At 54.9% G+C, this 13,537-nt stretch carries 10 protein-coding genes; 1 reads left to right on the top strand and 9 read right to left on the bottom strand.

Going from position 1 to position 13,537, the window contains the following annotated elements; translation table 11 throughout:
- Positions 1-25: 25 nt before the first annotated feature.
- From E5334_RS06260 to E5334_RS06220, 9 genes are all read right to left on the bottom strand, one after another.
- Positions 26-733: an ABC transporter ATP-binding protein gene (locus tag E5334_RS06260; protein ID WP_136012718.1), complete on the bottom strand. Its 708-nt coding sequence runs from the start codon at positions 731-733 to the stop codon at positions 26-28.
- A 4-nt stretch (positions 734-737) separates the two neighbouring features.
- Positions 738-1,562, bottom strand: coding sequence for an ABC transporter ATP-binding protein (locus tag E5334_RS06255; RefSeq protein ID WP_136012767.1), 825 nt, complete (start codon positions 1,560-1,562; stop codon positions 738-740).
- 133 nt (positions 1,563-1,695) lie between these two features.
- On the bottom strand, positions 1,696-2,826 hold the full coding sequence (locus tag E5334_RS06250) for a branched-chain amino acid ABC transporter permease (protein ID WP_136012717.1): 1,131 nt from the start codon (positions 2,824-2,826) through the stop codon (positions 1,696-1,698).
- Positions 2,827-2,835: 9 nt separating this feature from the next.
- Positions 2,836-3,720: a branched-chain amino acid ABC transporter permease gene (locus E5334_RS06245; protein ID WP_136012716.1), complete on the bottom strand. Its 885-nt coding sequence runs from the start codon at positions 3,718-3,720 to the stop codon at positions 2,836-2,838.
- Between the two features lie 227 nt (positions 3,721-3,947).
- Positions 3,948-5,192 (bottom strand): ABC transporter substrate-binding protein, encoded by a 1,245-nt coding sequence (locus tag E5334_RS06240; protein ID WP_136012715.1) that lies wholly within the window; start codon positions 5,190-5,192, stop codon positions 3,948-3,950.
- Between the two features lie 210 nt (positions 5,193-5,402).
- Complete coding sequence (gene murJ, locus E5334_RS06235; RefSeq protein ID WP_275438959.1) at positions 5,403-7,874, bottom strand: murein biosynthesis integral membrane protein MurJ; 2,472 nt, start codon at positions 7,872-7,874, stop codon at positions 5,403-5,405.
- Between the two features lie 49 nt (positions 7,875-7,923).
- Entirely contained in the window at positions 7,924-8,418 is a 495-nt protein-coding gene (ybaK, locus tag E5334_RS06230) for a Cys-tRNA(Pro) deacylase (RefSeq protein ID WP_136012714.1), read from the bottom strand.
- A gap of 61 nt (positions 8,419-8,479) precedes the next feature.
- Positions 8,480-11,353 (bottom strand): excinuclease ABC subunit UvrA, encoded by a 2,874-nt coding sequence (uvrA, locus tag E5334_RS06225; protein WP_136012713.1) that lies wholly within the window; start codon positions 11,351-11,353, stop codon positions 8,480-8,482.
- Positions 11,354-11,522: 169 nt separating this feature from the next.
- Entirely contained in the window at positions 11,523-12,437 is a 915-nt protein-coding gene (locus tag E5334_RS06220) for a transporter substrate-binding domain-containing protein (RefSeq protein WP_167604324.1), read from the bottom strand.
- A gap of 271 nt (positions 12,438-12,708) precedes the next feature.
- Between E5334_RS06220 and E5334_RS06215 the strand changes: the two genes are divergently transcribed.
- Positions 12,709-13,455 (top strand): SDR family NAD(P)-dependent oxidoreductase, encoded by a 747-nt coding sequence (locus tag E5334_RS06215; RefSeq protein WP_136012711.1) that lies wholly within the window; start codon positions 12,709-12,711, stop codon positions 13,453-13,455.
- Positions 13,456-13,537: the final 82 nt, after the last annotated feature.

The following is a 13,537-nucleotide window of genomic DNA, read 5'->3' as shown; positions in this document are numbered from 1 at the left end:
ACCACAAGAAACAGAATCTTAGAGCTCAGCCGCCCAGGTAAGCCTTGCGCACGCGGTCATCCTGAGCGAGCTCGTCTGCGTTGCCACTCATGGTGACTCGGCCCGTCTCGAGGACATAGGCGCGATCGGCGATGGAGAGCGCCTTGGCGGCGTTTTGCTCTACCAGCAGGATGGTGGTGCCGGACTGGTGAAGGCTGCGGATGATGTCGAAGATCTCATCCACCAGAATTGGGGCAAGGCCCATGGAGGGCTCGTCGAGCATGAGGAGTTTAGGACGACTCATAAGAGCGCGGCCCATGGCAAGCATCTGCTGCTCGCCGCCGGAAAGGGTGCCGGCAGACTGGCCTTCGCGCTCTTTCAAGCGAGGGAAGCGCTCATAGACCATCTCGAGGGTATCCCCCACTTGATTGTCTTTGCGCACAAATGCGCCCATCTCCAAGTTCTCGCGCACGCTCATGTTGAGGAAGACGCGGCGGCCTTCAGGGCAGAGGGCCATGCCTTTGGCTACCGTATGGTGAGCAGGCACATGCGCCAGATTCTCGCCATTGAAGGTAATGGCGCCGCTGCGGGGCTTAAGCAGGCCCGAGACCGTGTTGAGCGTGGTGGTCTTGCCAGCGCCGTTGGCGCCGATGAGAGTGACGACCTCGCCTTCGTTTACCTCAAAGGAAACATCTTTGATGGCATGGATGTTGCCGTAGAAGACGTTGACTTTATCGGCTTCCAAAAGTGCCATAGCCTTATGCCTCCTTTGCAGACGTGCCTAGGTATGCCTCGATGACCTGGGGGTTACCCTGGATCTCTTGAGGCGTCCCCTTGGCGATGATGCGGCCGAAATTGAGCACTGCGATGCCTTCGCAGATGCCCATGACGAGGTTCATGTCATGCTCGATCAAGAGCACGGCGATCTTGAACTCGTCGCGGATCTTGCGGATGTTCTCCATGAGCTCGGCGGTCTCGCTGGGGTTCATGCCGGCTGCAGGCTCGTCCAACAGCAAAAGCTTGGGGCCGGTGGCGAGGGCGCGCACGATTTCCAGGCGGCGCTGGGCGCCATAGGGCAGGTTTCCTGCCTGGACATGAGCGAGATCGGCCATGCCAAAGACGTCCAGAAGCTCCAAAGAGCGGTCGTGGAACTCCTTCTCGGAGAGCCAATAGCGAGGCAGGCGGAAGATGCCGCTCCACATGCCGCATTTCACTGAGTTATGCAGGCCGATAGTGACGTTCTCTTCCACTGTGAGGCTCGAGAAGAGACGGATGTTTTGGAAAGTGCGGGCGATGCCCATCTGGTTTACCTTGGCGACACCCATCCCTGCGGTGTCTTGGCCGTCCAAAAGAATGGTGCCTCGAGTGGGCTGGTAGACCTTGGTAAGCAGGTTGAACACCGTGGTCTTGCCAGCCCCGTTGGGTCCAATGAGCCCAGCGATCTCGGTCTTTCCCACAATGAGGTTGAAGTCTTCTACGGCATGGAGGCCGCCAAAGTCTATGCCTAAGTGGCGGCATTCAAGCACAGGAGTGGAAAAGACGTCGCGCTCAGGCACGATGCCATCTGATGGCAGGGGCACCATGCGGGTATGTTGCTTTGCCGTGGCAGGTGCTGGAGCAGTGGACTCCACTTTGTCTCCGCGGGACCTGGCAGCCTGTGCCTTATAGGACCCTTGGGCAGCCCGGGAGGAGAGCTTCTTGTTGTCTTGAGAGTTCTTAGCCACGGTTGCCCCCCTCCTCTGCTAGATCGGGCTCTTCTAAGGCGTCCTTGTCGCTTAGCCAAGGCACTTTGGCCTTGAAGGCTTCCATGAAGCGCTGGACTACAGGAACATTGGGGAGCACCATGACGCAGATGAGCACGACAGCGTAGATAAGCATGCGGTAGTCGGCCATGAAGCGCAAGAACTCAGGCAGGATGGTGAGGATGGTGGCCGAGATGATGGATCCGCGAATGTTGCCGATGCCGCCCAACACCACGTAGACCAGGATGAGGATGGAGGTGTTGTAGTCAAAGCGGCTGGCAACCACGCTGGAGAAGTTCATGGCATAGAGGGTGCCTGCCATGCCCGCCAAGGCTGCGGAGACCACAAAGGCCATGAGGCGGTATTTGGTGACATTGATGCCCACTGACTCTGCCGCGATACGGTTGTCGCGCACGGCCATGATGGCGCGGCCGGAACGGCTGCGCACCAGGTTGGAGACAACAAAAAGGGTGAACATGATAAGCAGGAAGCCCATCACGAAGGTGGAAAGCTTGGATATGCCCACTGCACCCTGAGGCCCGTTGATGATGACGGTGCCGTTGGTCATGCCCAGATCCTGCACAGAGCTCATGGACACATGAAGGCCAGAAGCGTCAGAGCCCACATAGAGGTTGTTCAAGATGTTCTTGATGATCTCGCCAAAGGCAAGGGTAACGATGGCCAGATAGTCGCCAGAGAGCCTCATAACAGGCACGCCTACGATAAACCCTGCCACGGCGCCAAAGCAGCCGCCAGTAAGAATGGAGATCAAAAGCCTCAAAAAATCGTTGGGAATAATCGGCGCGAGCATCGAGGCCATGATGCAGCCGGTAAAAGCACCCACCGACATAAAGCCCGCATGTCCTAAAGAAAGCTCTCCCGAAATACCCACCACTAGGTTCAGAGACACCGCCGCGCACACATAGACGCAAATGGGCACCAGCTGGCCTTGAAGAGCGCTGGACATAGATCCGGTGACAATGAAGCCTTGCACGATGAGGAAGGCCACAATTACCAAAAAGTAAGTGCCAAAGGTCCCCTTGAGAGCCTCCAACAAACGGTCCTTGAAGGAGGGAGCGCTTTTTGTCGCAGTCGTTGCTTGCATAGCCACCTCCTACACCTTCTCGGGAACATACTTGCCCAAAAGGCCCGAAGGCTTGATGAGCAGCACAATGATGAGTACGGCAAATACCACAGCGTCAGCCAGCTGCGTGCCAATGTAGGCCTTGGCGAAGATCTCAATTATGCCGAGAAGCACGCCGCCTAACACGGCACCGGGAATCGAGCCGATACCGCCAAACACGGCAGCGGTAAAAGCCTTGATGCCGGGCATGGCACCAGTGGTGGGCATGAGGGTGGGATAGGAACTGCACAGGAGCACGCCTGCCACTGCCGCAAGGCCAGAGCCAATGGCGAAAGTGGTAGAGATGGTGGTATCCACGTTGATGCCCATGAGTCGAGCGGCACCGGGATCCTCAGAGCAAGCGCGCATGGCCTTGCCCATCTTGGTTTTGGCGGTGAACAGGCCCAGCACGACCATGATGATCACACTTGCGCCGATGGTAATGAGAGTCTCAGCAGAGATATTGAGCTGTCCATCGAAGAGCTGAAGGCTCGGCAAACCTGCGGCAATGGAGGGGAACACCTTGGGATTGGAACCCCAGATGAGCAGCGCCAGGTTTTGCAGCAGATAGGAAACGCCAATGGCGGTGATGAGCACCGTAAGGCTTGGGGACTGGCGCAGCGGCTTGTAGGCTACGCGCTCGATAAGAATGCCCAACAGAGTGCAGCCGCAAATGGCGATGAGGACGCAGATAAGGGGGTTCATCCCCAGGTAGAACAGGGTCATGAACGCGATGTAGCCACCAACCATGATGACGTCGCCGTGGGCAAAGTTGAGCATCTTCGCAATGCCGTAGACCATGGTGTAGCCCAAAGCGATAATGGCGTACACGCTGCCTAAGCTTATGCCGTTGATGAGGTTGGTCAAAAACTCCATGCATCCTCCCTTCATGCCGAACTATGGATAGTGAGATGCCGCTCAGAAGAGGAAGGCTCGCCGGTGGAGGCGAAAGGGTTTCTCGGCAAGTAATACTTAAATTTATCTTAAAAGTATGCCTTTTAAAGTACCAAGAAACCGTCCTCTAATGAACGGAGGTCACCTGAATATAGGTGACCTCCGCCACAGAGGGGGCACTATGTTACGTAGGCCTTACAAAGTAAGAGTTACTCCATGCCCACGTAGGCGCCGTTTTGGATGACCATGCCCTTGGGCTCCTTGGTGGCCTCGCCCGTGTCAGACCAAGCGATGGACTCGCCGGTGAGACCGTCGAAGACGAAGTCGGAGGAGGTGAAGACCTCTACGAGCTTGTCGCAGATATCGGAAGCGCTCATGTCAGGGGTGCACTCGGCCTTCTCCAGGGCAGCCTGGAGGACATAGACGCAGTCATAGGCGTCGGCGGCAAATTGGTTGGGGGTCTCGTTGAACTTCTCCTTGTAGGCCTTGACGAATGCCTGGGTCTTTTCGTCAGAGGCATCGGCGTTGAAGGGGGTCAGAAGCATGACGCCCTCCGCCAAAGAGGTATCGAATCCTTCGAGGGAGAGGATGCCGTCCATGCCGTCTACGCCGAAGAACTTGGGGGTATAGCCCATGTCCTTGGCCTGCTTGAGGATGATGGAAGCAGGAGTGTAGTAGATGGGGAGGAACAGGATGTCTGCACCAGCGGACTTGCAGCTGTTGAGCTGGGCAGAGAAGTCGGTGGCGCTGTCGGCGGTGAAGGCCTCGTTGGCAACAACCTCAAGGCTGACATTCTTAGCCTCAGACAGGAATTTCTGGTCGATGCCGGTGGAGTAGGCGTCGGAGCTGTCGTAGATGATGCCCACCTTGGTGCCAAGCTTTTGCTCGGAAATGTACTTAGCAGAGGCGACGCCCTGGTTGGGGTCGGTGAAGCACATCTGGAAGACGTTGGGCTTGCGCTGCTCAGCCACATTGCCGTCGGCATCGGGCTGGCCGCCAATGACGTCGGTGGAGGAGGCAGAAGGCGTGAGCTCGAAGATGTTGTCGGCGGAAGCCTCCTTGGAGACAGCGATGCAGGGAGCCGTGGTGGTGGTGCCCATGAGCATCTGCATGCCCCAGTCCTTCAGGGTGTTAAAGGCGTTGACGGATTTCTCAGCGTTGTTCTCGTCATCCTCGAAGCGATAGTCAAACTTGAACGTGGAGTCGGAGGCGTTGATCTCGTCCACAGCGATCTGCGCCGCATTCTTGCAGGCGTTGCCATAGATGGCAGCAGGGCCGGTGATGGGGCCGATGCCGCCCAGCTTGAACTTGGCCTCGCCGCCCTCGGAAGAGCTGCCGCCGTTGTCAGAGCCACCAGTGGAATTGCCGCAACCGGTGAGGACCACAGCGCCGGCTGCGCCGGCTACGCCCATTGCCTGTACGAAGCCGCGGCGAGAGATGTTGCTAAAGCTCATAATTCCCCCTCTTTCCGCGCTCACCCTTCCTTTGAAAAACCTCTATGCATCGGTGAGCGTATTGATATGTGGGGCAAATGGTAAAGAAAGAGTCCTCAATGGAAAAGTAAGAATCGAGATTTAAAAGCACCTGAAACATTCTGTTCATGGAACGGAGCCGATGAGGTCACATATTCACTCTTGTAAATACATCTGGAGCCTGAGGAAGTACTAGCGACCGAATCGTGATGTGAGAGCTCTCAGGAATTGAGCTTCTGGCCATCGAAGCATCAGTGCAAGGCCATAGGTCACCAGGAGAGCTGGCATTCCCCCTGCTATGCAGAGAAGTACCGACCGCATGAAGCTGGTGGGGCCAAAGCCGACAAGCCCCAGGGCCCAGACAATGCCATACCCCACAAGAGCCCCTGTGGCTCCTGCCAGAAGACTATGCAGGCTGGCTTTGACCACAGCGCGAAGGCCCAATTGCCCTAAGCCTGCACGCAACTGGATAAAGGCAACAAGGTCAACAGCGATATAGAAGGCCAGAGAAGAGAGCGCTACCACGTCGATGCCATAAAGCGGGGTGAAAACCACGCAGATGAGCACTTGAATAACGCCTGCCACGATAGAGGCCCAGGCAAAGATAGTAAGCTTGCGGTAACTGGAGCACACCTTTTGCAGGTAAGTGCATACGCCATAGAGAGGCAATGACAAAGAGAGGCTTATCAGGTAGGAACCCATGAGCTCAAGGCCCTCCTGGCTAAACTTGCCCGCTCCCAAGATCACCATGAGCTCCGGAGAGAACACAATGAGGTAGAGCATAAAAGGTACCAAGAAGAACAGGATGCGGTTGGTGCCTGCAGCAATGCCAGCTTTGAAACCCTCCATGTCCTGGGAAGAGTAGGCCTCAGACAGCTCTGTGAACATGGCGGTGGTGATGGGAATGGCCAGAATGGCATAGGGCAGCGTATACCAAAGCCTGGCGTAGTACATGACGGCCGAACCCTCTGGAGTGACCTGCAGCGCACAGCTGGACTGCACCGACACGGTCACAAAACTCACGATGGTAACCACAATAGAGGGAACGCCGATGGAGAGCGTCTCTTTGATCGCCGGATCGTGGAAGTCTACATAGGGACGAATGCGAACGCCTAGCTTATACAGGCTTGGCACCTGCATGGCCACTTGGATCAATACTCCTAGCGGGTTGCCCAGCGCCAACACCATTACCGCTGCCGAAGGGTTTGCTGGCAGCAGCCACGCATAGCCAAAGAACGATGCCATACAAATGAAATTGTTAAAGATAGGAGCAGCGGTAGACCAGAAATAATGACGCTCGGCATTAAGGATGCCAGAGATAATAGATGAAAGGGCATAGAGGACGATCTCGATAGCAAAGAACCTAAAGAACATGGTAGCTTCGCCATGATCGAAGCCCTCGGCCGCACCCATGGACTGGGTGAGCACCACTTGATAGGCAAAGATCCAGCCCAATACTGTGATCACACCCATAAGAATGCACACCAGGCTGGTGAGGTTGGATACGTAGCGATTGGCGCCCTCACGACCGAGTTTTCGCTTGACAGATAGGTAGACTGGCAAAAATGCCGTGATGAGCATTCCACCCATCACCAGCTCATAGAGCTGATTGGGAAGATTGTTCGCAACGGTATAGGTGGATGCCACCGCAGTAAGCCCCAGCGCATAGGCCTGAGCCCAGGTACGCATAAAACCGGTGATGCGGCTCACAATAACGAGTACCGACATCATGGCTGCACTTCGTCCCACAGATTGATCTATCTCAACATGTTCTTCTTGGTTTAGTGCAGCCGCGCCTCTTGCATCATTCATAACAGAGGGAGCCTCGGGCGTCGGCACCATTTCGCTTCCCTCCAAGGAAAGCGAAAGCGCCTCTCCATCAGATTCTGCCCATTGGTCATTCGCTGGCACTTTCAAGTGAGCGCCAGAGACAGTTTGAGTTGGCTCGGGTTTCTCGGCTACCTCTTGTGCGAGAAGCTCATCCCACTGCTGTGAGGCGTGGGCTGGTCGATCGCGAAGGTCTTCTACAAACTTTTCTGCCTTCTCCGAGAAGTGCTGGGCACCGGGCTTTTTGGGCTTCCATGAGCGCGAGTTGTCATAGGCTGCCATGAACACGCCTGTAGAACTCGGCGAGATGAAACGACGCTCCTGAATTTGATCGCTTGAGGGATCAGGAATTTTAGGAATATAGGGAGAAGGCGCAGGTGCAGAGGGCGTATAGGGAAGCGCTACTCCCGGATCGAAGGGGTCGGGCACCGCTTCATTGATCTGCTGGCTCTGTTGAGCACGCAGGACATCGGCGCTAGGGGTGGCCGCGGTTTTTTGTGAGGCGCGGGATTGCTCAAAAGCCGCCAAAATAGCCATGGTGGAGCCAGGGTCTCCCCCACCCACCTCTGGAGCCAAACTCTGAGGCACCATCGCTGTTGCCTGTTGGGGACGAGGGTCCTTCTCGGCTACCGAGAAGGACCTACCCTCGCTGTCCACGGGTGCATCGAGAGGCCGGAAAGGCTCAAGAGGAACTTGCATATCGGAGGGGCTTGAGGAAGCCTCTGATAATTCAAGGTCTTCCACCTTCCATTGAGCGGTCTCTTGGAGCTTCTCTTCTGGAGCTTCTTGGGACTCAGAGTTTTTTGAATGCGCGGACAGTCGATGCCAGAAGGCCATGGATCTTACTCCGTTATAGAAATAGCTGGCACATAGGTCAGACGAGAGGCTAGGTAATATCTGCCACTGTGGCACCTAAAAAGTCTACGAGCTGCTGGGGATCGAGGAGCACTTGAAGCCCTCGACGTCCTGCGGAGACTTCGATGGTGTCATAGAGCAGAGCGGTCTCATCAATGATAGTTGGGAAAGGCTTCTTCATCCCTATAGGAGAGCACCCTCCACGAACATAGCCAGTGACCTCCTCCAAGTCTGCAAGTGGCAGTAGCTCCAAACGCTTCTCGCCCGCTGCCGAGGCCGCTTTTTTGAGATCAACAGAACAGGAGCAAGGGACGCAGCACACCACTACATCGCCATTGGAGCTTTTGCAGGTAATGGTCTTAAAGGCAGAATCTGGGTCTTCTCCCAAGGCTTCAGCGACCGAGAGACCGTAGTCCCTATTGGCCATCTGAGTATCGTCGTAGCTTTTGAGTTCGTAGGCTATCTTGGCCCTATCTAGCTCGCGGCAGGCATTTGTCTTATCAATCTTTTGCGATCGCTTAGACATAGCGTTGATCCTCTTGTTTGAATGGAAAGGCTCTGGGCATGCGCCTAGAGCCTATACCCTCCTACCGAGCCGCCTCTTCAAACGCAGTGGTACGCTCAAGAACAGGAGCCAAGAACTTTCCTGTCACAGAAGCTGGGTTCGCTGCCACCTCTTCTGGGGTACCTTGCGCGATGATCTTGCCGCCGCCGTCGCCTCCATCTGGGCCTAAGTCGATAATGTGATCCGCTACTTTGATGACGTCCAAGTTATGCTCGATCACCAACACCGTATTGCCCGCATCCACCAATCGTTGGAGTACATCCAAAAGCTGGCGCACATCATCGAAGGAGAGTCCGGTGGTGGGCTCATCCAGGATGTAGAAAGTCTTGCCGGTTTGGCGCCTGTGAAGCTCTTTGGCCAGCTTGACACGCTGAGCCTCGCCACCAGAGAGAGTGGTGGCTGGCTGGCCCAGGCGAATATAGCCCAAGCCTACGTCATAAAGGGTTTGAAGCTTATTCTTAATGGCAGGGATGGCGCCAAAAAACGCCAAGGCTTCTGTGACAGACATATCCAAGACGTCGCTGATAGTCTTGTCGTGATAGGTGATCTGTAAGGTCTCGCGGTTATAGCGTTTGCCGTGACACACCTCGCAAGGCACATAGACATCGGGTAAGAAATTCATCTCGATCTTGATTTGTCCATCGCCCTTGCAGGCTTCGCAACGGCCACCAGGCACGTTGAAGGAGAACCGTCCTGGAGAATAGCCCCTAAGGCGGCTCTCAGGAGTCGAGGCAAAAAGGGCGCGCAAATCATCCCAAAGTCCAATGTAGGTGGCAGGATTCGAGCGCGGAGTTCGTCCAATAGGCGCTTGATCGATATCAATGACCTTATCGATCTGATCAATGCCGGTGAGAGATTTATAGGGACCCACAGGGCGCTGCGAACGATGCACGGCATTGGTGAGAGCCGGTGCGAGAGTATCGGTAACCAGCGAGGATTTGCCCGATCCCGAAACACCGGTGACTACCGTGAGAGTTCCTAGGTCAATGGAGCAGTCTATATCCTTGAGATTGTGATGAGTAGCTCCCTTGAGCACCAGCTGTCCCTTATGGGGACTGCGACGCTCTTGGGGCAATGGAATGATCTTTCGCCCTGAAAGGTAGGCGCCCGTGAGAGACTCCGGACAGGCCATGATCTTTTGAGGAGTGCCAGCACATACCACATGGCCGCCAAGCTCGCCTGCACCCGGGCCCATATCGACCACGTAATCTGCAGCACGAATAGTGTCCTCGTCATGTTCCACCACAATAACGGTATTGCCAAGATCTCTCAGACGCTCAAGGGTACCGATAAGTCGATCATTATCCCTTTGATGAAGGCCAATGGACGGCTCATCCAAAATATAGAGCACACCCATAAGGCCTGCACCGATTTGAGTGGCTAGACGAATACGCTGAGCTTCACCGCCAGAGAGGGTGGCGCTGGCACGTGAAAGCGTGAGATAGTCGAGTCCCACATCCACCAAGAATCGCAGGCGCTCGACGATCTCGCGAACAATGCGCTCGCCAATAAAGGCTTGGCGCTCGGTGAGCTTGAGGCTTTGGAAGAACTCCAAAGAGTTTTTGCAGCTCATCTGGCATACGTCCCAGATGGATTTATCCCCTACTGTGACCGCAAGCATCTCTGGCTTAAGGCGTGCGCCCCCGCAGGTGGAGCAGGGCTCTTCTCGGATGTATTTCTCTAAACGTGCCTTGACGTTGTCGTTGCTTGTCTCATGGTAGCGCTCGAAAAGAATGGAGCGCACGCCGGAGAAGGTAGTGGTCCAATGAGTGTCACGTCCGTCTTTGGTGCGGTAGTCCACGCGGATCTTTCGAGTGCCTAGACCTTCCAACAAGGCGCGCTTGACTTTGGCAGGCAAGTCCTTCCAGGGAGTGGCAGGGTCCTCTCCAAAATGGGCGACCACTGCGTTGAAGATCTGCGGATAGTAGTTGGAGCGGCTGAAGAAGGAGCCAAATACGCCGTCAGCTACAGATTTGGCCGGATCCTCGATAAGCGCCTCTGCGTCCACCACACGACGCATGCCCAAACCGTCGCAGTCTGGACAAGCGCCATAAGGGGCGTTAAATGAGAAGTCGCGAGGCTGCAGATCATCTATGGAGTGACCATGGATGGGACAGGCCAACGCTAGTGAGTAGTTGAGCAATTGCTCAGGCATGGTCTCTGGATCCTGGCGATCAGGTAATACATAGACGGCTACTTTGCCGGCTGCAAGCTTGGTGGCCTGCTCTACCGCCTCAGCCACTCGGCTACGAGCGCTCTCGCGCACCACTACGCGATCAACGACCACATCGATGTCATGCTTGTACTTTTTATCAAGACGTATCTCTTCTTCAAGCTCATAGACCCGGCCATCTACGCGCACACGGGAGAAGCCCTCTCGTTTGAGGTCGGAAAAGAGCTTGGTGTATTCACCTTTGCGGCCCATGACCACCGGGGCAAGCACAAAGGCGCGTCGTCCATCAGCTGCTTCAAGAATCTTGTCTACCACTTGGTCTGTGGTTTGACGCTCGATCACCCGTCCGCATTCTGGGCAGTGAGGAATACCGATGCGAGCAAAAAGCAAGCGCAGATAATCATAGATCTCTGTAACCGTGCCCACAGTGGAACGCGGGTTTTTGGAGGTGGTTTTCTGGTCGATAGACACCGCCGGAGACAGTCCCTCGATGGAATCTACGTCGGGCTTGTCCATTTGCCCTAAGAACTGCCTGGCGTAACTCGAAAGACTTTCTACATAGCGCCGTTGCCCCTCTGCATAGATGGTGTCGAAGGCCAAAGAGCTCTTACCTGAACCAGATAGTCCGGTGATCACAGCGAATTGGTTGCGCGGAATAGAGATATCTATGTTTTGAAGGTTGTGCTCACGTGCACCATGGATAACGATGGCTTCGGATGCCAAGAAGCTGCCTCCTCAAAAGTACGGGCGGCTCAAAGCCCCGTTATAGCTTTGAGCACTATAGGGAACAGGTCCAAAGATAGAAAATTCCCTGGGGAAACAGGTTGGCTTCGCAAAACCCCCGCAACCTAATAGGAATTGTCTCCCTGACCGTTAGGCCCGAACAATTGTACTACTCGGAGTCGAGCATAGTGCCGCCGACAGCTTCTTTGGCGTCTTTCCACATTGCTTGCGCATCGCTTTCGCTTAATGAGGCGAGTCCACTGTTGATGCCGTCCAAAAGGGCCGTATCGTCTCGGCGCACTGCCATGCGCACCCATTGGGTAGCCCCCTTGTCCAGTGATCCAACGGGCAGAGGGACCAAGGTAAGATCAGGGAACAGTTCTGCAGCGTTTTCGAATCCATGACGATCTACCACTGTTGCATCGATCTCTTTATCTCGCACTTTCACGCAGGCATTGGTGCGCTTTGAATAAGGCATCAAATGTACTGCGCCAGGAATCGCTCCAATTGCTGCATCATAATCCGTATTTGCGCGAGCAGCCATAAGAGCGCCACTAAGCTGCTCTACCTGAGATGCCTGAGCATATGGCGAGTCAACGCGCGTCACCACAGCCAGCTCTATCGGTGCATAAGCATCGCTGAAAGACAAGCTAGTGTCATTGGAATCATTGTAGACAGCAGAAACCGCTACATCGATATAGCCGCGTTTGAGGTATTCAGCCAAATCAGCATGGTCGACATCCAAGATACATGCCCGGCATCCAAGTTTATGAGCCAGATAGGTGACAACAGCCACATCGAAACCAGCAGCATAATGCTTGCTGTTCTCCAGAGGCACCGCCCCATGGGCGTCCTTGTGCACCAGCATCTCATAGGCAGGGTTAAAGCAATCTACGCCTACGCGCAAGGAAGCCTGTGAAGGCGTGAGGGCTTCCACAGGAGACATACAACCTGAAAGAGGAATCATTGCTGCTGTACCCACCAGTGCAGCACCCAATTTAGTGCATACTGAGAGGAATTGCCTGCGGTCTATAGAGCGCAGGCAGGAATCGAGCTGCGCCTGTTGCGGTTTTGGAAAACCCATGACGCACCCCCTAAATTCAAGTTTCTCTACGTTTCCTGAATTACGTCTTAAAGATATAGTAGGTACTTGAGAGTCCCCTGTCAAACAACTAATGTTGCACATTTTGCCCATTACCTGGGCATTTGGGCCATTGGTTTCATTTATGTCCTAATTCTTACATCGTTCAGGATTCTGTATTTCCAGCATTTCTTTACTTTATTTACAGGTTTGGAAGGGTTCATTATCCTTATGCACCAGCGACCCAGTTTAAGCTCAAAAAGGAGTGATTGTTATGTTGCTCGAAGGAAAAGTAGCCATTGTTACCGGAGGCACCCGAGGAATCGGTCTCTCCATTGTGAAATCCTTCTTGGCAGAAGGTGCAAAAGTGGCCCTTTGCGGCTCTCGCGAAGAGACGGTCACCAAGGCTCTGGACGCTATTAAAGCCGAGAATCCCATGGCTCCCGTCCTGGGCTATTGGCCAGACCTCACCAGCAACGAAGCGGTATCTGCCATGGTAAATAGCGTGGTAGAAACCTGGGGCACATTGGACGTCATGGTGAACAATGCAGGTATCTCTCAGTCCACTCCCCTTCTAGACTATACGCCTGAGGAATTCCAAAGAGCGATGGACCTCAATGTGACTGCAGTGTTCAATGGCTGCCAGGCTGCCGCTCGCATCATGGCGCCCAAGGGCACAGGCGTCATTCTTAACACCAGCTCCATGGTCTCTATTTATGGCCAAAAGTCCGGTGTGGGCTATCCCACTTCAAAGTTTGCAGTCAACGGCCTCACCAAGTCGTTGGCACGTGAGCTTGCCCCTCAAGGCGTACGCGTTAATGCAGTGGCCCCTGGCGTCACTTCCACTGATATGGTGGCAGCATTGCCCGAGGCGGTCGTTCAGCGCATCTCTATGGGCATCGCCATGGGCCGGCCTGGCGAGCCTCAAGAGGTAGCCGATGCTTTCGTCTATCTCGCAAGCGACAAGGCCAGTTATGTCACCGGTGTAGTGCTCTCGGTGGATGGCGGAGCGCTGTTCTAGTCTTTTGCCCCTTGCTTTCCTATGGCCCCAAGCAGGTTACCCAACCTGCTTGGGGCCTTTTTCGAGGGGTAGAATGAGACCC

It is taken from the genome of Muricaecibacterium torontonense, from assembly GCF_004793925.1.
Lineage (GTDB): Bacteria > Actinomycetota > Coriobacteriia > Coriobacteriales > Atopobiaceae > Leptogranulimonas > Leptogranulimonas caecicola.
The sequence above is the reverse complement of the archived record's forward strand: the minus strand, read 5'-3'. Positions and strand labels throughout refer to the sequence as shown.

Bases quoted from the DNA above. Each gene is read 5' to 3' on its own strand.
- E5334_RS06240 (WP_136012715.1), bottom strand. From the start codon at position 5,192: ATGAGCTTTAGCAACATCTCTCGCCGCGGCTTCGTACAGGCAATGGGC.
- E5334_RS06255 (WP_136012767.1), bottom strand. From the start codon at position 1,562: ATGGTGCCCCTGCCATCAGATGGCATCGTGCCTGAGCGCGACGTCTTT.
- ybaK (WP_136012714.1), bottom strand. From the start codon at position 8,418: ATGTCTAAGCGATCGCAAAAGATTGATAAGACAAATGCCTGCCGCGAG.
- E5334_RS06250 (WP_136012717.1), bottom strand. From the start codon at position 2,826: ATGCAAGCAACGACTGCGACAAAAAGCGCTCCCTCCTTCAAGGACCGT.
- E5334_RS06260 (WP_136012718.1), bottom strand. From the start codon at position 733: ATGGCACTTTTGGAAGCCGATAAAGTCAACGTCTTCTACGGCAACATC.
- murJ (WP_275438959.1), bottom strand. From the start codon at position 7,874: ATGGCCTTCTGGCATCGACTGTCCGCGCATTCAAAAAACTCTGAGTCC.
- E5334_RS06220 (WP_167604324.1), bottom strand. From the start codon at position 12,437: ATGGGTTTTCCAAAACCGCAACAGGCGCAGCTCGATTCCTGCCTGCGC.
- E5334_RS06215 (WP_136012711.1), top strand. From the start codon at position 12,709: ATGTTGCTCGAAGGAAAAGTAGCCATTGTTACCGGAGGCACCCGAGGA.
- E5334_RS06245 (WP_136012716.1), bottom strand. From the start codon at position 3,720: ATGGAGTTTTTGACCAACCTCATCAACGGCATAAGCTTAGGCAGCGTG.